Source organism: Burkholderia sp. MR1-5-21, assembly GCF_053427715.1.
The window spans coordinates 67,037-83,703 of the sequence record NZ_JBSAXD010000006.1; the positions used below are offsets into that span (position 1 = coordinate 67,037).

The 16,667-nt window shown below is 64.6% G+C and carries 14 protein-coding genes; 6 read left to right on the forward strand and 8 right to left on the reverse strand.

All coding sequences use genetic code 11. The annotated features are described in order from the left end of the window. Window positions 1-351 precede the first annotated feature (351 nt). Complete coding sequence (locus tag ACV229_RS10540) at window positions 352-1,299, reverse strand: pseudouridine-5'-phosphate glycosidase (RefSeq protein WP_448083068.1); 948 nt, start codon at window positions 1,297-1,299, stop codon at window positions 352-354. A 218-nt stretch (window positions 1,300-1,517) separates the two neighbouring features. On the opposite strand from ACV229_RS10540, the gene ACV229_RS10545 reads away from it, so the two are divergent. Both ACV229_RS10545 and ACV229_RS10550 read left to right on the forward strand, forming a co-directional pair. Next, window positions 1,518-2,096, forward strand: a complete 579-nt coding sequence (locus ACV229_RS10545) for an elongation factor P (protein WP_448083069.1) — start codon at window positions 1,518-1,520, stop codon at window positions 2,094-2,096. Beyond that, window positions 2,093-2,290 carry a hypothetical protein gene (locus ACV229_RS10550; RefSeq protein WP_448083070.1) on the forward strand — a complete coding sequence of 66 codons (198 nt, stop codon included), beginning with the start codon at window positions 2,093-2,095 and terminating at the stop codon, window positions 2,288-2,290. The genes ACV229_RS10545 and ACV229_RS10550 overlap by 4 nt, the downstream gene beginning before the upstream one ends. 129 nt (window positions 2,291-2,419) lie before the next feature. Here the strand turns inward: ACV229_RS10550 and ACV229_RS10555 are convergent, their stop codons facing one another. Beyond that, a complete protein-coding gene (locus tag ACV229_RS10555; RefSeq protein ID WP_448083071.1) occupies window positions 2,420-2,788 on the reverse strand; it encodes a VOC family protein in 369 nt (122 codons plus the stop codon). Window positions 2,789-3,136: 348 nt separating this feature from the next. Beyond that, window positions 3,137-3,550 carry a PPC domain-containing DNA-binding protein gene (locus ACV229_RS10560; protein ID WP_448083072.1) on the reverse strand — a complete coding sequence of 138 codons (414 nt, stop codon included), beginning with the start codon at window positions 3,548-3,550 and terminating at the stop codon, window positions 3,137-3,139. Window positions 3,551-3,885: 335 nt separating this feature from the next. Between ACV229_RS10560 and ACV229_RS10565 the strand changes: the two genes are divergently transcribed. Beyond that, entirely contained in the window at window positions 3,886-4,080 is a 195-nt protein-coding gene (locus tag ACV229_RS10565; protein ID WP_448083073.1) for a hypothetical protein, read from the forward strand. Window positions 4,081-4,294: 214 nt separating this feature from the next. Here the strand turns inward: ACV229_RS10565 and ACV229_RS10570 are convergent, their stop codons facing one another. Both ACV229_RS10570 and ACV229_RS10575 read right to left on the reverse strand, forming a co-directional pair. Continuing rightward, complete coding sequence (locus ACV229_RS10570; RefSeq protein WP_448083074.1) at window positions 4,295-6,157, reverse strand: methyl-accepting chemotaxis protein; 1,863 nt, start codon at window positions 6,155-6,157, stop codon at window positions 4,295-4,297. Window positions 6,158-7,024: 867 nt separating this feature from the next. Continuing rightward, on the reverse strand, window positions 7,025-7,921 hold the full coding sequence (locus ACV229_RS10575; RefSeq protein ID WP_448083075.1) for a glutamate/aspartate ABC transporter substrate-binding protein: 897 nt from the start codon (window positions 7,919-7,921) through the stop codon (window positions 7,025-7,027). 440 nt (window positions 7,922-8,361) lie between these two features. Between ACV229_RS10575 and ACV229_RS10580 the strand changes: the two genes are divergently transcribed. The 3 genes from ACV229_RS10580 (at window position 8,362) to ACV229_RS10590 (ending at window position 14,308) form a co-directional block, all read left to right on the forward strand. Continuing rightward, window positions 8,362-9,996 carry a S8 family peptidase gene (locus ACV229_RS10580; protein ID WP_448083076.1) on the forward strand — a complete coding sequence of 545 codons (1,635 nt, stop codon included), beginning with the start codon at window positions 8,362-8,364 and terminating at the stop codon, window positions 9,994-9,996. A 719-nt stretch (window positions 9,997-10,715) separates the two neighbouring features. Further along, on the forward strand, window positions 10,716-13,478 hold the full coding sequence (gene mgtA, locus ACV229_RS10585) for a magnesium-translocating P-type ATPase (protein WP_448083077.1): 2,763 nt from the start codon (window positions 10,716-10,718) through the stop codon (window positions 13,476-13,478). 86 nt (window positions 13,479-13,564) lie between these two features. Next, on the forward strand, window positions 13,565-14,308 hold the full coding sequence (locus ACV229_RS10590; RefSeq protein ID WP_448083078.1) for a transporter: 744 nt from the start codon (window positions 13,565-13,567) through the stop codon (window positions 14,306-14,308). 54 nt (window positions 14,309-14,362) lie between these two features. Here ACV229_RS10590 and ACV229_RS10595 read toward each other — a convergent pair whose 3' ends face one another. The 3 genes from ACV229_RS10595 to ACV229_RS10605 all read right to left on the reverse strand — a co-directional run bounded on the left by ACV229_RS10595 (window position 14,363) and on the right by ACV229_RS10605 (window position 16,664). Beyond that, window positions 14,363-14,635: a transcriptional regulator gene (locus ACV229_RS10595; RefSeq protein ID WP_448083079.1), complete on the reverse strand. Its 273-nt coding sequence runs from the start codon at window positions 14,633-14,635 to the stop codon at window positions 14,363-14,365. A 209-nt stretch (window positions 14,636-14,844) separates the two neighbouring features. Then, window positions 14,845-16,221, reverse strand: a complete 1,377-nt coding sequence (locus ACV229_RS10600) for an MFS transporter (protein ID WP_448083080.1) — start codon at window positions 16,219-16,221, stop codon at window positions 14,845-14,847. Between the two features lie 101 nt (window positions 16,222-16,322). Next, window positions 16,323-16,664 (reverse strand): NIPSNAP family protein, encoded by a 342-nt coding sequence (locus ACV229_RS10605; RefSeq protein ID WP_448083081.1) that lies wholly within the window; start codon window positions 16,662-16,664, stop codon window positions 16,323-16,325. Window positions 16,665-16,667 lie beyond the last annotated feature (3 nt).

Below are 16,667 nucleotides of genomic sequence, written 5' to 3' on the forward strand. Positions count from 1 at the left end.
CGTTTTTCTGTGGGTCGCCTGGTTTTTAAAGAGGCGTGACTCGGCCGTTAATGGCTGGCGATTGCCTTGCAGTCAACGACTGGAGTTCGGCCGTTGCGGGCGTTCAGGTATCGGCGTGCGTGAGGCTGCTTCATTGCGCTTTCCAGACGATCGTTCGTCGGTAGCGGCGAATGTCGGGTTTCACCGCATATTTCAGCCATCTCGGACCCGCCATAGCCGACTCTCTCGCTTCCGGCGGTGGCGCTTGCCGGGCGCGACTTGTGCGCTGGAAAGCGCCGCCTTTGCACAGCGACGCCTTGAGCATCGTTCGAAAGTGACGCGAAGTTTGATAGAGATCGGACGTTCCGGCGGCTACGCCGCGCCCGTCTCGCGCCCCACGTGTGACAACGCCAGTGCCAGCCTTGCCCCCACCTCGGCGTTGTGTTTCACAAGCGCGATGTTTGTCGTCAGGCTGCGCCCATTCGTCAGCGCTTCGATGCGAGCCAGCAGGAAGGGTGTCACCGCCTTGCCAGTGATTCCTTGTGCCGCGGCCTCGGCGAGCGCCTGCTGAGTGAGCGTCTCGATCTCTTCGAACTTCATCGCCGCCGCTTCCGGCACCGGGGTGCTCAACACCACACCACCCACGAGGCCCAAGTCCCACTTGGTGCGAATGAACCGTGCCTGCGCCGCCGCGTCGTCAAGCCTGAAGTTCGCGCGAAAGCCGCTATCGCGCGTGTAGAACGCTGCGAAATTGTCTTGTTCGCAACTGAGTACCGGAACGCCGTGGGTTTCCAGGTATTCCAGCGTGAGCCCGATGTCCAGGACAGACTTCGCACCCGCACAGACCACCGCCACCGAGGTCTTCGCCAGTTCCTGCAGGTCGGCCGAGATGTCGAAGGTTTCCTGCGCGCCGCGGTGCACGCCGCCAATGCCGCCAGTGACGAAGACTTCAATGCCGGCCAAGGCGGCACATATCATCGTGCCGGCCACTGTCGTGGCGCCGAGCCCCCCACCGGCCAAGACGGCCGGAAGGTCGCGGCGGCTGACCTTGTGCACCTGGTCCGAGCGGCCGATCAGTTCCAGTTCGTCATCCGAAAGGCCGATATGGATTCGTCCCCCGATCAACGCGATGGTAGCGGGCTCCACTCCCAGGTCACGTATCAGGGCCTCCACTTCGCGTGCCGTTCGAACGTTCTCCGGGTAGCGCATGCCGTGCGCAATGATGGTCGATTCGAGCGCCACTAGCGGGCGGCCGGCAGCCTGTGCAGCGGCCACGGGCGCGCTGTTGGTCAACCAGGAGTGAGCGAGGCTGGCAACCATCTCGATGCATTCGGCGACGTCAATCAGTCAAGTATGCAGCAAAGGCCAAGGTGCCGCAGCCGCAGCCCACGCATTCGGATGACGCTTCGTTAGTCCGGGACAAAGCCCGTTCAAAGTCGCCTGATTGATTTGTCGCTGTTGCGGCCGACCGGTTGTTGGAGGTCCGCTGCAGTGCTAGGCTGAAGGCGTCATCTTGCTGACCAGGCGGAGACAAGCAAATGGTCGAGGCTTCCGGACTGAAGTCGGGCATGGTCGTCATGCTCGAAGGCGAACTTCATAGCGTCGTCAGCGCCGGGTACCACGCTGGCGGCGGCCAGCAGGCGAGCGCGGTCTTTGCCAGGGTCAAGAACCTGAAGACCGGTCACATCAAGGAACTGCGGTTGCACCCGGGTGACAAGCTCGAGGAGTACGCGCTCGATCGCAAGGATATGGAGTATCTGTACACGGATGGTGTCGCCTTCTACTTCATGAATCCCGACACCTTCGAACAGATCAGTTTTCCCTCGGAAACCATCGGCGCATACGAAAAGTTTCTTCAGCCCAATATGCGAATCCCGGTGCAGCTTTATGAGGGTGAGCCCGTCACCATCGCATTCCCCCCGGCGGTCGAGTTGAGCGTCGTGTCCACGCCGCCGGGCCTGCACGAGCATGAAACCTCCACCTTCAAGACCGCCACCCTCGAGAACGGCATGGAAGTTCTCGTTCCTCAGTTCATCAAGGAAGGGGACACGGTGCGAATCGAAGTCGCCTCAGGAAAATATCTGGAACGGATAAGACGAGGAACGCGAAAACCATGACTGCGGCATTTCTCGTCCGGCCAGGGTCCGATCTGGCTGTGTCGCGCGCTGTCGGCGCGCATATTGCAGCGCCCGGCGCCGATATGACGGTCATGGCAAACGCCAACAAACTCATCAGAATTTTGCTCGACGTCTACCCGACCCGAAGCTGGGTGTGCATTTCAGCAGCCCGCTGGCGCGCTTGGTGGCGGTAATCTTGTCCGCCCATTGCTCCGATGTCGTCGACGCTGGAATCCTCAACGTCAGCTTTCCGGCGGTCTACATGAACGTGTAATGTCGGCCATCTCCTGCCGTTCATCCGACCTGACCAAAAGACGAAACAGTCAGGCCTCGGGTTTGTGGCAAACCAGTTCAATGTTGTGCCCATCCGGACAAGTGACGAAAGCCGCATAGTAGTTCGCGTGGTAGCGCGGACGCAGACCAGGCGCACCATTGTCTTTGCCGCCCGCCTCCAGAGCCGCGCGATGGAATGCGTCGACTTGCTGGCGATTCTCGGCCACGAACGCCAGGTGAAGATGCGCCGGCTTCTCCTCGGTCTGGAACATGCACAACGACGTCTTGCCGTCCGAGCTGAGCTCGATGCCGTGCTGTCCCTCCTGGACAACCGCTATGCCGAGCGGCTCGAGTGCCTTGAGGAAGAACACCTTGCTCGCTGCATAGTCGCTGACTCCGAATACGACGTGGTCAAACATGAGCTCTCCTGAAGTGTGGCCTGTGCGCGGCCTGACAATGATTCAAGCGACCCGTGGGCGGAGACCGACGCTACACCCCAGCCCGCGTTCAAATCATGCCCCATTTTTGTCCTCTACGGCAGGAACGGACTTCATGGGGTCCATCGTCTGCCGCCGACGCCACTCACTTTACAGCGGGATACATCAGACAGGAAAGGTCGCGACCTGCAATTGAACGTGGTGGGTCCCTGCCCGGCTTCGGCACCACGTCTTGACGTTCCGCATTCATGTCATGCGACACGTTCAGCACGTGACAAGGTCCGTATGCCCGAACCCTTTCGAATAGTCGAGCATGGAAATGACTGTCGTTCAGGCGGCGCTGCCGCTTGATTCATGCCGAACCACAAGCTCCTTGAATCCGGTGCGGTCATCGAGTTCACGAGAGAAGCGATGCTCCGGAAGCAGGACGAGCAGTATCTCTGCGGTCGTGCGAACCGTGCATCCGGTCGCCACATGACCGCCGAACACTTGACCGCCTGCATCCGAAACGGACATGTGCAGGTGTGCGCCATCGGGAGCCACCGAACCTGCCAGGGTCAATATTTCGAGATCGCCGCGCTGCGTGACCGGCGCCTCGGCACCCGCGAATCGCAATTGGGCAACGCTGAGGCTGCCGATGCCCTGAAGGACGAACGCCGCACGCACGCCTTGCTGACGCAGCGCCTCCTCGACAGACGCGCGCAAATCATCGCCGGGAAAAAGGCGCAAAGGATAGGGCAGCATGCTCGGTACCTGTTCGAGAACCGCGAATCCGAGCAAGGTTATGCGTGAACAAGGCAGGCCGGCAAGCGGTCGTGAGAACAGTCGAAGCGGGTCGACTCGAGCCAGGTGCGGACTGATGGTACGTCGCCCGCCTGTTCACGATCCGCTCCCGCTGCACGCTCCGCCCCAAGCGTGCTGATCGCCTGAGCATCCACAAACGGGATCTGGCTGCTCGTCCGCGCATTCGTCATGCTGCGCCCCACCTGAGCGACGCGCGATTGGCCTGAAATCCCGTTCACGCCACCCCACCCTTTGCTACGATGACTATTCCATGGTCAACGAAGCGGAGGCGGCGAATGACATTGTTCAATCGCGGAGACGCAGCAGCGATGGCAGCGGAAATCGTCAAAGCGGCCGTTCAGAGCGGAGCGATTCGTCTGCTTGGAAGCGCGTCAGATCCGGCTCACGTTCAACAACATGCAACCAGCGATGCCAAGTATCTTTCGATACTGATCAATGAGTTGGCCGAGGAGCTGACCTATCGGGAATAGGCGTTACATAGCCCCGCCCGGCACTTGGCGGGGCTTTTGTCATACATATTGGCGCGTCAATGGCCCGCAACAGGTCGACAGCATGCACCCGCTGGTCGTGACGCAGGACACCCATCAGCCGGCCGGAGCGCTGAATGTCCGCCACCCACATTCCGAACACAGGCGGCGTCCACGCAACACCCCCGACATCAGCCCGATTCACTCACGCAAACCCTCAAACCTCCACCTTGAACGCCGCCACCAACCGCGTCAGCTCGGCAGCCTGCTGCCTCAAGCTCTCCGCCGCAGCCGCACTCTCCTCGACCAGCGCCGCGTTCTGCTGCGTCATCTCGTCGAGCGACTGCACGGCGCCACCGATCTGATCGATCCCGGCACTCTGTTCGAGGCTCGCCTCGGCGATCTCGTTCATCATCGTGCTGACGCCTTGCACCTGCGAGACGACGTCGCGCATGACTTCACCGGCTTCGCCGACCAGACGCGAACCGACGCTCACCGTCCCCGCACTATGCTCGATCAATGCCTTGATCTCCTTCGCCGCCTGCGCGCTGCGCTGCGCGAGGTTGCGCACTTCTGACGCCACCACCGCAAACCCCCGGCCTTGCTCACCCGCACGTGCGGCTTCCACCGCAGCATTGAGCGCGAGGATATTGGTCTGGAACGAGATGCTGTCGATCAACCCGATGATTTCGGAAATCCGGTTCGACGCGTCGCTGATCTGCTCCATCGTGCTCACCACTTCCCCGACCACCTGCCCGCCGCGCACGGCCGTATCGGATGCGCCGGTGACCATCCGGGCCGCGGTGCGCGCGGTTTCCGTGTTGTTCTTCACGACGGCGGTGATCTCCTCCATCGACGATGCAGTCTTCTCCAGGTTGCTCGACTGGCCCTCGGTGCGCTCGCTGAGATCCGCGTTGCCCGAAGCGATCTGCGCGGAGCCGGTCGCGATCGACGTCGATGCGGCCCGGATGCGATGAACGAGCGTCGCCAGCGACGACACGAAGCGATTGAACGCCTCCGACAATTGCCCGATCTCGTCCTCGCTCTCGACCGTCATGCGGCGAGTCAGGTCGCCGTGGCCGCCGGCGATCTCGGACAGCAGCGACGCGGCCCGCCGGATCGGCGCCGCGATCGCGCGGCCGACCAGCAGAATGACGATCAACGCCACGCCCAACCCTGCGACGGCAGCCACCAGCGCGGCATTCCGGATCGCATGCGTGACAGGCCCGAGCATCTCGCCCTGCGGCACCTCGACGACGACATAGGCGTTCAGCTCCGGAATGAAGGACGTCGCGATGAAACGCGCGCCCCCTGCTCCCGCATAGCTCAGGTAAGCGTACGGCTTGCCGGCCAGCAGCACCGATGCGGCATCGCCGGACAGCCCGGCCTCGTCCGCCAGGAAGTGCTTGCCGTCGATCAGCGACGTGTCGCGATGCATCATGATCGCGCCGTCCGGGCGCACGAGATACGCGAACCCGGTTTCGCCGATCCGGTATGCGGCGATGCCCTTGGCCAGCGCGTCCACCGACAGGCTCATGCCGGCCGCGCCAACCGGATTCCCGTCGATTTCCACGCGGCTGTTGATGAACATCATGTAGCCGCCGCCAGTCACCTCATGGTCCATGTTGACCTCGAACGGCTTGCCGGACGCGAGGAAGGCGGTCAGCCACCGATCGTTGTCGCCGACCTTCCGCTGCAGACCGCCCTCGTTGTAGTAATTGCCGCTCTTCAGCGATACCCACTGCACGGACGCGGCCTTCTGCTCCGCCTTCACGCTCTCGGCAAGACGCATCCAGTTGCGCGTGCCCGCATCGGGTTCGCCGTCGGCCTCCCATTGCAGCAGAAAGGCGTCGCGAGCCAGCACGCGCGATGCCGCGACCGGTCCGGCGAGTTGACGCTGCACGTCGGCGCGGATGCTGTCGAGTGCGGTCGGCAGTTCGTCATGCACGACACGCTCGCGCACGGCGTTCCCGATCAACCAGAGGCTCAACCCGCTCGAAATCGCGACGAAGACCAGCAGGCAACTGGTCATGCTGAGAATCAACTTGTTCTGAATGGATAGCTTGCGCCAGAAATGCATTGAAAACCCTCGATATCTGCTTGGTCGTGGCCAGCATGGGTTATCGGCAAGCAAGCGCAGAACGTTAGTGCCTGGCGCAAATAGCGGGTATCAGGGAATGCGGATATCGGATCGGCGGGTTCACCGAATTCGGGGCGAGCACGATCCGTCGGCGCCATCTATCGCGGTTCGATAATTTGCACTTCGAAATTTGAGCGTCTACGAGACGTCAACGGCAAATCCTCTCCCCGCGCCGAGAACGTCGCGCCGACCTCGAAGAGCATGAACCCCGGTCGTACTACCCCGGATCATGTCCCGAGCGAGCGCTCGGGATGGCCACGGTTTTGATCATTGCAACGATTCCCCGGAATGAGATGCGAAATTGAATATTCGCGGCGCCGCTTGTATCGTTCTGTTCCCGATCAACCCGGGATATTGGGCCTCGGCGTCGAATGCAATCCATGGTAGGAAACTATCGCTGAATTACAAGACGTTCCTTTAGAACGAGCATGCGCAAAATTCCCGTCCGCCGATGCGACTCGGCAGCGTTGCTTGCGCAACGTTTCTCGTTGGGTGCAGCAAAAAAAATCGGCAACGATTCGTGAGCAGCGCAGGAATCGTCTACTCTGAAATCTGCCTCACCCCGAAATTGCAGTCATGCAGTGGCTCGTGGCGGCGCAACGCAGACTGCGCGAGCATGGATGCGGCGGGCACACCCAGTCCCCGGCGGACCGTCACTGTGCGCATCGTCCGCAAGGGTATCGACAGCAAAGCGTGCGTGGAGCGTCATCGATGGATCGTCAGGCGAACGCAAGCATGGTTTGCAGATGCCGACACGTGCCGCACGCGGCTCGGGCATCGTGGCGGCATCCACGCTGCGCTGCTCGTTCAATACTGCGCCTGATCCGTCGGACTCCTGAAAAGCTGCTTCATCTCCGCCGACAGCGGATAGTTCAGGTTCATCCCCTTCGGCGGAATCGGCTGCGTAAACCAGCGGTTATACCCCTTCTCGGCCTCCCCCGACGTCTGCATCTTCGCGATCACGCCGTCGACGACATGCTTGAACGCCGGATCGTCCTTGCGCAACATGCACGCGTAGTTCTCGTGGACGAGCGGCGTGCCCGTCACCGTGTACGCGCCAGGATTGCGGTCCTTCGCGAGTTCGCCGTACAGCAGCGGCTCGTCCATCACGAACGCGACTGCGCGGCCCGTCGTCACGTTCATGAACGCCTCCGCGTGGTCCTTCGCGCTGATGATCGTCATGTTCATGTTCTTCTCTTCGTTGAGCTTGCGCAGCAGGCGCTCGTCCGACGTGCCCGCCGTCGTCGCGACCGTCTTGCCCGCGAGATCCGCGAAGTCCTTCACGCCCGAATCCTTGCGCGTGCTGAAGCGAATGCCGTACAGGAAGATGCTGTTCGAGAACGCCGCCTGCTTCTGCCGCTCGAGCGTGTTCGTCGTCGATCCGCATTCGAAATCGATCGTGCCGTTCTGCAGCAGCGGAATCCGGTTCTGCGACGTGATCGGAATCTCCTTCACCATGAGGCCGGGCAGGTTCAGGTCCGTCCTGAGCTGGTCGATGATGCGCGACGCGATGTCCCGCGAGTAGCCGATGTTCTTCTGCTGGTTGTCGGAATAAGAAAACGGCACCGACGATTCGCGAATGCCGAGCGACACGATGCCCGTGTCCTTGATCTTCTTCAGCGTACCTGTGAGCGCCTGCGCGTGCGCGGCGCCCGCCAGCGCACACGACAGCGCGACGGCCAGCCAACGGTAACGACGGTCCATGCCTTTCTCCTGACGAATCGTGGATCGAACCGCGATCCTACGCCCGCCAAAATCGCCCCTCATCAGGGAAAGCGTAAGGTCTGCGGCCGTCGTCCAGCCCTGCTTGTGCGGCGCCGTGCCGCCCGATCTCGGAGCGCCGCCGGCCCTCCCGATATATCGACCGTTCGAAACGCATGTTCGTGCTGGCGTGCAGCAACGCTATCGTTTGCGCGCCAGCCATGTTTTCTTTTGAAGCGCGCTCAAGAAGCGGCCGCAACGGCCGTTACCCAGAGCGTGGCGCGTCGCAGCATCGGTCGCTGAGGCCGCCGGAAAACAACGAGAAGGGCCGGCTGACCGCCGAGCGACGCCGACGCGATAACGCAACGACAGGCGACGATCGCGGCGACCGGCCCGACTGCCACCGCCGGCACGACGGCTATCTACCAGGATCGAGTTTCACCATGAGAGCCAAACGTTTCAATCCCGCTGTGGCACGGTTCGCTCACGCCCGCGCGCTGGCCGGCATGCTGTCCGCCGCCGCGCTGCTGCCGCTCGCCGGTTGCGGCGGCGGCGGCGGCGACGGCAGCAGCGCGGCACCGTCCACTGCCGCGCCGGCACCGTCGCCCACGCCGACACCTACCCCGTCGACGCCGACCAGCAGCAGCTCGTGCGCGACCCAGCAGGCCGCCGCGCAGATGGCGGCGCAAACCGTCGCCGCAAATGCGCCGCCGGTCGATCACCTGATCGTGAAGCTCAAGACCGTGACAGCCGCGCAGGCGATGTCGGCCGCCAACGGCACGTCGCGCATCGACGCGGTGATCCAGCGCGCGATCACGCAATGGGGCGCGCCGGGCGGCGCCGCACGCGCGTATTCGAGCACGGCGTCGCAGACGCCGCTGAACGTGCAGGTCGAGCGGACGATGTCGAACGGCGCGTCCGTGCTGGCGCTCGGGCAGCACATCGCGGCGGCCGACGCAGCCGCGCTCGCGCAGGTGTTCGCCGCCGACGCGGACGTCGACTACGCGGAACCGGACAGCCGGATGGGTGTGCGCGACACGCCGACCGATCCGGACTACAGCCAGCAGTGGAACCTCTTCGATCCGACGGCCGGCATCGACCTGCCCGCCGCCTGGACGCTGACCAAGGGCGCGCCGACGGTCGTCACCGCCGTGCTCGACACGGGCTACCGCCCGCACGCGGACCTCGTCAGCAACCTGCTTCCCGGCTACAGCTTCATCTCCAACGTCAACACGAGCAACAACGGCAACACGCGCGGCCCCGACGCGACCGACCCGGGCGACTGGGTCACGCAACAGGAGATCGACAACGTGGGCGGCCCGTTCTACCACTGCGCGAGCGCGCCGAGCAACAGCAGCTGGCACGGCACGCTCGTCGCGGGCGTCATCGGCGCGGCCGCGAACAACAACATCGGCATCGCCGGCGTCTCGTGGCTCGGCAAGATCCTGCCGGTGCGCGTGCTCGGCAAGTGCGGCGGCGTGACGAGCGACATCGCCGACGCGATGCGCTGGGCCGCCGGCATCGCGGTCAACGGCGTGCCGGCCAATCCGACGCCCGCGAAGATCATCAACCTGAGCCTCGGCGGCACCGGCACGTGCAGCCAGACGTTCCAGCAGGCGGTCGACGACGTGACCGCCAAAGGCGTGACGGTTGTCGTCGCGGCCGGCAACGACGGACTGTCGACCGGGCTCGACCAGCCGGCGAACTGCCGCGGCGTGATCAGCATCGGCGCGACCGACGCGACCGGCCGGCGCGCATCGTTCAGCAACTTCGGCACCGACGTCGCGCTCTCCGCGCCGGGCGTCAACATCCTGTCGACGTCGAACACGGGGACGACCGTGCCCGGCGCGGACACCTACAACCTCGCGAACGGCACGAGCCTCGCCACGCCGCAGGTGTCGGGCGTCGCCGCGCTGATGCTCGCAGTCAACGGCAACCTGACGCCCGCGCAGATCCAGCAGAAACTGCAGGGCGGCGCGCGGACGACGAAGCTGCCGGCCGGCACGTCGTGCACGGCACTGCCTGCGGGCGCCGGCATCGTCGATGCGGCTGCCGCCGTGACCGCGTCGACGCAGTAACGCACCTGATCGGCGATGCGGTCGCATACGCGCCTTCGGCAACCGCCGAGGGCGCGATCGTCGCGCGCAACGCGCCCGGCGAACAGGAACCCGCGCTGCCTTACGATCCGGCCGGCGATGCATGACAATCTCAAAAAAAATGTCTTACAAAAGGGTTGACGCTTCGCACTGCGTCCCTTTACCATCGCCCCCGTCTAAACACATGGAGTGTTCTGTGAACACCGATGCGAGTTGTAGTTGGTGCTTGACCAACATGACTGCCGCCTGAGGAAACTGCGCAGAGCCTCGTCTTCTGCCGCATCCCGGGAAGCAGGATGCGGCGCCCTTCCGGCCTGACCGGCCAGAAACCCCGCCGATTTTTTTGAACGACGTGCAACCGCCGACGCGGTAGCGCACGTCCGTCGCGCGCGCAGCCCGGCTGCGTGCGTATTCCGTTCGCGCGCCGTCCGGCGTGCGTGCCGTCATGCACGCACCGCCACCGATTGCCGTGCCGTCGACCGACAACGACAGGAGTGCCAATGAACTCAGACGAAAGTAGTCGATTACCGCTCGCCGGTGCGGCCCTGCACACCCGCTGCATCACGACGCACGGCGCGCCGGCGAGCGTTCCCCCCTTCACCGATACCCAGCCGATCGCGCCTGACGCGACGCGGCGGGGAGCGTTCGTTCGTCGATAACGTGCGCTCCCCGCCCGCCGCCTCGCGCGCATGGAGCGACACATGACACAACGTAATCCCTCGCACAAGAAACAGCGCGGCTTCATCAAGGCCGGCGGCGCCGGTCAGCAGAACGAACCGCGCATCATGCGCGCCGCACAGGAATCCGCCGGCCCGCTCGAAAACACGCTGAAGTCGCTGCGCACCAGCATGCGCGGCCTCACCTACTCGCAGGCCGCCGACCGCCTCGAGCGCTACGGCCCGAACGAGATCGCGCACGACAAGCCGCCGCACTGGGCCACCCAGTTGCTGCATTCGTTCCACAACCCGTTCGTCTACGTGCTGCTCGTGCTCGCCGCGATCAGCTTCTGCACGGACGTCTGGTTCGCGGCGCCCGACGATCGCGACTACGTCGGCATGACGATCCTGCTGACGATGGTCACGATCAGCGCACTGCTGCGCTTCGTGCAGGAGTTCCGCTCGCTGCGTGCCGCCGAGAAGCTCAAGGCGATGGTGCGCACGACCGCGACCGTGCAGCGCGCGGTCACCGACACCGCCGAGCCCGCGCGTCGCGACATTCCGATGCGCGAAGTGGTGGTCGGCGACATCGTGCACCTGTCGGCCGGCGACATGATTCCGGCCGACGTGCGCCTGATCGCGTCGCGCGACCTGTTCATCAGCCAGGCCGTGCTGACGGGCGAAGCGCTGCCCGTCGAGAAGTACGACACGCTCGGCGCGGTCGCCGGCAAGTCGGCCAATGCACGCGCGGCCGCCGCGAACGACGCGTCGTCGTCGCTGCTCGATCTCGAGAACGTCTGCTTCATGGGCACCAACGTCGTCAGCGGCACGGCGACCGCGGTCGTCGTGGCAACGGGCGAGGACACCTATTTCGGGTCGCTTGCGCGCAACGTCGTGAGCCACAAGCGGATCGAGACGAGCTTCGACCGCGGTGTCGCGAGCGTGAGCTGGCTGCTGATCAAGTTCATGTTCGTGATGGTGCCGATCGTCTTCATGATCAACGGGCTGACCAAGGGCGACTGGCTGAGTGCGCTCACGTTCGCGCTCGCGGTGGCCGTCGGCCTGACGCCGGAAATGCTGCCGATGATCGTCAGCGCGAACCTCGCACGCGGCGCGGTCGCGATGGCGCGCCGCAAGGTCGTCGTCAAGCGCCTGAACTCCGTGCAGAACTTCGGCGCGATGGACGTGCTCTGCACCGACAAGACGGGCACGCTCACGCAGGACAAGATCATCCTCGAGCACCACCTCGACCTGTCCGGCCACAAGAACGAGGAGATCCTGACGCTCGGCTGGCTGAACAGCTTCCATCAGAGCGGCCAGAAGAACCTGATCGACATCGCGGTCGTCAATCGCGCGAACGAGATCGGCGACCGGGTAAAGCCGCAGGGCTACAAGAAGATCGACGAGCTGCCGTTCGATTTCGTGCGGCGCCGCCTGTCGGTCGTCGTCGAGGACACGCGCGGCACGCACACGCTGATCTGCAAGGGCGCCGTCGAGGAAATGCTCGCCGTGTCGACCCACGTGCAGGACGAAGACGGCGTGCGGCCGCTCGATTTCGTCGCCCGCAAGCGGCTGCTCGAACAGGCGAACGCATACAACGAGGACGGCTTCCGCGTGCTCGTAGTGGCCACGCGCGCGATCCCGCGCGGCGACGAGCGCGAGCAATACCGTACCGCTGACGAGCGCGACCTCATCGTGCGCGGCTTCCTGACCTTCCTCGACCCGCCGAAGGAATCGGCCGCGCCCGCACTCGCGGCGCTGCGCGAGAACGGCGTCGCCGTGAAAGTGCTGACGGGCGACAATCCGACCGTCACGATGAAGGTGTGCCGCCAGGTCGGCCTCGAGCCCGGCAAGCCGATCCTCGGCACCGAGGTCGAAGCACTCGACGACGCGACGCTCGCTCAGGTCGTCGAACGCACGACCGTGTTCGCGAAGCTCACGCCGCTGCAGAAGGCGCGCATCGTCAAGGCGCTGCAGGCGAACGGCCACACGGTCGGCTTCCTCGGCGACGGCATCAACGACGCGCCGGCCTTGCGTGACGCCGACGTCGGCATCTCCGTCGACAGCGGCGCGGACATCGCAAAGGAAACGGCCGACATCATCCTGCTCGAAAAGAGCCTGATGGTGCTCGAGGAAGGCGTGATCAAGGGCCGCGAGACGTTCGGCAACATTCTCAAGTACCTGAACATGACCGCCAGCTCGAACTTCGGCAACGTGTTCTCGGTGCTCGTCGCCAGTGCGTTCCTGCCGTGGGAGCCGATGCTCGCGACGCAGCTGCTGGTGCTGAACCTGATCTACGACACGTCGCAGATGCTGCTGCCGTGGGACAAGATGGATCCCGAGTTCCTGAAGAAGCCGCGCAAGTGGGAAGCCGGCAACATCAGCCGCTTCATGCTGTGGGTCGGGCCGACGTCGTCGGTGTTCGACATCACCACGTACGTGCTGATGTGGACCGTGTTCGGCGCGGGCGCGATGTATCACCTGCACGGCGGTTCGGGCGGCCAGATCGTAATGAACTCCGGCTGGTTCATCGAGAGCCTCGTGTCGCAGACGCTCGTCGTGCACCTGCTGCGCACGCAGAAGATTCCGTTCCTGCAGAGCACGGCGGCGCTGCCGGTGCTGTTGTCGACGTTCACGGCGATCGCGATCGGCTGCTGGCTGCCCTTCTCGCCGTTCGCGGATTCGCTCGGCTTCATGCACTTGCCGGGCAGCTTCTGGCTGTGGCTCGCCGCGACGATGGTCGGCTACATCCTGCTCGCGCAGATCGTCAAGACGATCTACGTGCGCCGGTACAAGCAGTGGTTCTGATCCCTTCCGCTTCCAACGCATGACGACCGGCGGGCTCGCGCGCGACGCGCGGGCCTTGCCGTGTGCAATGCTTCACAGGTGACCTCATGAAAAGAATGCTTCCGCTCGCCGCCGCGAGCGCTTTCCTCGTGCCGATCGGCGCCGATGCAGCCCATCCGCTCGTCAGCGACGACACGGGCACGCAGGGCAATGCGAACTGGCAGTTCGAACTGAACGTCGAGGAGACGTCGAAACAGGAAGAAACCGGACGTCAGCAACTCTGGAATTCGACGTTGACGCGCGGGTTCGGCGAGCGTGTCGATCTGTACGTCAGCGCGCCGTATACGCATCTGCAGACGCGGTCCGACGACAACGGCTCGGGATTCGGGGATGTCGAAGCCGGAATGAAATGGCGCTTCGTCGAACGCGGGCCGTTCACGCTCGCGCTGAAGCCGAAGCTGACGATGCCGACCGGGAACGACCGGCGCGGCCTCGGAACCGGGCGCGTCGGCGCCGGCGCAACGATGCTCGCGCAGGTCGACGTCGCGCGGTTTTCGTTTCTCGCGAATGCCGGAATCACGTATCAGCCGAATCGGCAGGACGACCTCACGTCGATCTGGCAGGTCTCCGGCGCCGCGATCTATCGGGCAACCGATGCGCTGCAACTGGTCGTCGATGTGGGGACGTCACGCAACGCAGAACGTGGCACGTCGGCGAATCCCGCTTTCGTGATCGCGGGCGCGATCTACTCGCCGAAGCCCTGGCTCGATCTCGATGTCGGATACCGGCGCGGGTTGAACGACCAGACTTACGATCATTCGGTCATGGCGGGGGTGACGGCGCGCTGGTGATCCATCGGCGAATCGACCGGACGGATGGCGGGCTGCTTCGGCGGCCCGCTTTCTTTATGCAGCATCGAAAAGCTGGGCGCACAGCGCGCGCCCCTCATCGGTCAATGCCGCCGAGCCCGTGCCGTCTTCGCGCACGGTCGTCGCGGTCAGGCCGCCCGCATCGAGCTGCGTCAACACGCGGCGCAACGCGCTCATCGGCAATTGCGTGCGCTTCGCGAGCTTCGGGAGCGACCACGGTTTACCCGCGGGGTCGCGCGCCGCTTCATGCAGCGCCGCCAGGATCGCGACAATGGCGGGATCGAGATCGTCGTCTTGTTCGGTGGTCATCGGTTGTGCGTGTCGAGGATTCGTCGATCGGGCGGGGCAAGCGCTGCATGCTCACCCTCGCCCGTCACATTGCCGCTACTTTAACCAATCGCCGGCGGTTGCGGCATCGAAGCATGGAAGCGGCGACGAATCCGACGGCGGCCTCGGAATGTGTGCCGCATCGCGACGCGCACCAACGTCTGCTTGCTCGTCGACGAATCGTTCGAGCGTCAGTGCTGCGGTGCGGCCGGCCCGGCTGCGCGTTCCTGCTCGGTGTATTCGGGCCGGCAGTTGACGATCGCATGCAGTGCGCCGGCGGCGGCCAGCGCCGGCACCGCGAGCAGGCTGAACACATCGCCGACATTCCAGCCCAGCCCCATCAGCGCCGCGCCGACAAACGCGCCCGCGACACCGCCGATCCTGCCGATCCCGAGCATCCAGGCCACACCGGTCGCCCGGCCGCGCATCGGATACAGGCTCGCCGCATAGGCCGACATCGACGTCACGGCACTGGTGACGACGGTGCCGCACAGGAAGATCAGCGTGCCGAGCCATGCCGCGTGACCGATCGTGCGGCCGACCACCAGCACCAGGCCTGCCGCGACCACGTACGCAAGAACGATCGTCCGGTTCGGGTTGAAACGGTCCATCAACCAGCCCGTGCAGAGATTGCCGACCACGCCGCCGAGCGGGAACAGCGACGTCATCAGCGCGCCACGCTCGGCGCCGAAGCCGGCGTCGCGAAACAGCGTCGGCATCCAGTTCGTCAACAGGTAATAGATCAGCAAGCCCATGAAATACGCGAGCCACAGCATCAGCGTGCGCGAGCGAAACTGCGACGACAGCACCAGCGACAGCGCGGAGCGCCCGTCATCCGCTTCGGCGTGCGTGTGTGTCGCGACGAACGTGCAGTCGTCGAAGCGCTGACGCGGCGCAATCCGCGCAAGGATCCGGGCGATGCGCGCATGCGTGCCGCGCCGCGCCGCGAGAAACTGCGCCGACTCCGGCAGCAGAACCACGAGAAACGCGGCCAGCGCGATCGGCCCGATGCCGCCGGCCGTCAGCACGCTCTGCCAGCCATGATGCGGAATCAGCCACGCCGACGCGACACCGCCCAGCGCGAGCCCGCACGAGAAGCCGCAAAACATCGCGTTGACGGCGATCCCGCGTACGCGCGCCGGCGCATACTCGGACATCAGCGTCACCGCATTGGGCATCGCCGCGCCGAGCCCGAGACCGGTCAGGAAGCGCAACGCCGTCAGCGCGTCGATGGTCTGCGCGTGCGCCGATACGAGACTCCAGACGCCGAAGCACGCGACGGACGATACCAGCACGGTCTTGCGGCCGAACCGGTCCGCCAGCGGTCCGGCGGCAAGCGCGCCGATGCCGAGCCCGGCGAGCGCCGCGCTCATCACGGGGCCGAGCGCGCCGCGCGCAATCCCCCAGTCGTGCACCAGCGACGGCGCGATGAAGCCGATCGCCGCCGTGTCGTAGCCGTCGGCCGCGACGACGCAAAAGCACAGGATCAGGATCAGCCACTGGCAAGCGGAAAAGCGCTCGGTGTCGATGACCGACTGCACGTCGAGCGTACGGTTAGCGGGTTGCATCTGATGTCTCCTTGTTGGTCCGGGCGAGCTGCGCCTGCGCCGCTCGCGCACGGATGTCTCCATGTTTCGCTCTGAAAGGTTTGCCGGTGCGGATGAACCGCTCAGGACGTCAGATGCCTGAGGCTCGGAAAATCGACTCGGCGGATGATCCGGCTCTCCTGCGCGACGATCAGATGACCCGACGCCTGCAGGTAGGCCGGCCACGCGGGATCTGCATCGCGCGCGGTGCGGCGGGTGTCGTAGTCGGCGATGCTGTCGTAACCCCACAGGTGGACGACCTGGTTGAGCGCACCGATGTCGCTCATGTAGAAACCGACCGGCGCGCCGAGATGCTTGAGCTGCACCGGCATCGCGAGGCGGTCGAAGATCTCGAGGAACTCCGTCATGCCGCGCGGGCGGATCGTGTAGATGCGATGGTCGATGAAGGCTTTCGAGGTGTTCATGAT

What these genes read in the sequence shown, in the direction of transcription:
- ACV229_RS10570 (WP_448083074.1), bottom strand. Translation starts at nt 6,157, where the DNA reads ATGCATTTCTGGCGCAAGCTATCCATTCAGAACAAGTTGATTCTCAGC.
- ACV229_RS10550 (WP_448083070.1), top strand. Translation starts at nt 2,093, where the DNA reads ATGACTGCGGCATTTCTCGTCCGGCCAGGGTCCGATCTGGCTGTGTCG.
- ACV229_RS10590 (WP_448083078.1), top strand. Translation starts at nt 13,565, where the DNA reads ATGAAAAGAATGCTTCCGCTCGCCGCCGCGAGCGCTTTCCTCGTGCCG.
- ACV229_RS10565 (WP_448083073.1), top strand. Translation starts at nt 3,886, where the DNA reads ATGACATTGTTCAATCGCGGAGACGCAGCAGCGATGGCAGCGGAAATC.
- mgtA (WP_448083077.1), top strand. Translation starts at nt 10,716, where the DNA reads ATGACACAACGTAATCCCTCGCACAAGAAACAGCGCGGCTTCATCAAG.
- ACV229_RS10545 (WP_448083069.1), top strand. Translation starts at nt 1,518, where the DNA reads ATGGTCGAGGCTTCCGGACTGAAGTCGGGCATGGTCGTCATGCTCGAA.
- ACV229_RS10580 (WP_448083076.1), top strand. Translation starts at nt 8,362, where the DNA reads ATGAGAGCCAAACGTTTCAATCCCGCTGTGGCACGGTTCGCTCACGCC.
- ACV229_RS10600 (WP_448083080.1), bottom strand. Translation starts at nt 16,221, where the DNA reads ATGCAACCCGCTAACCGTACGCTCGACGTGCAGTCGGTCATCGACACC.
- ACV229_RS10540 (WP_448083068.1), bottom strand. Translation starts at nt 1,299, where the DNA reads ATGGTTGCCAGCCTCGCTCACTCCTGGTTGACCAACAGCGCGCCCGTG.
- ACV229_RS10560 (WP_448083072.1), bottom strand. Translation starts at nt 3,550, where the DNA reads ATGCTGCCCTATCCTTTGCGCCTTTTTCCCGGCGATGATTTGCGCGCG.
- ACV229_RS10605 (WP_448083081.1), bottom strand. Translation starts at nt 16,664, where the DNA reads ATGAACACCTCGAAAGCCTTCATCGACCATCGCATCTACACGATCCGC.
- ACV229_RS10555 (WP_448083071.1), bottom strand. Translation starts at nt 2,788, where the DNA reads ATGTTTGACCACGTCGTATTCGGAGTCAGCGACTATGCAGCGAGCAAG.
- ACV229_RS10575 (WP_448083075.1), bottom strand. Translation starts at nt 7,921, where the DNA reads ATGGACCGTCGTTACCGTTGGCTGGCCGTCGCGCTGTCGTGTGCGCTG.
- ACV229_RS10595 (WP_448083079.1), bottom strand. Translation starts at nt 14,635, where the DNA reads ATGACCACCGAACAAGACGACGATCTCGATCCCGCCATTGTCGCGATC.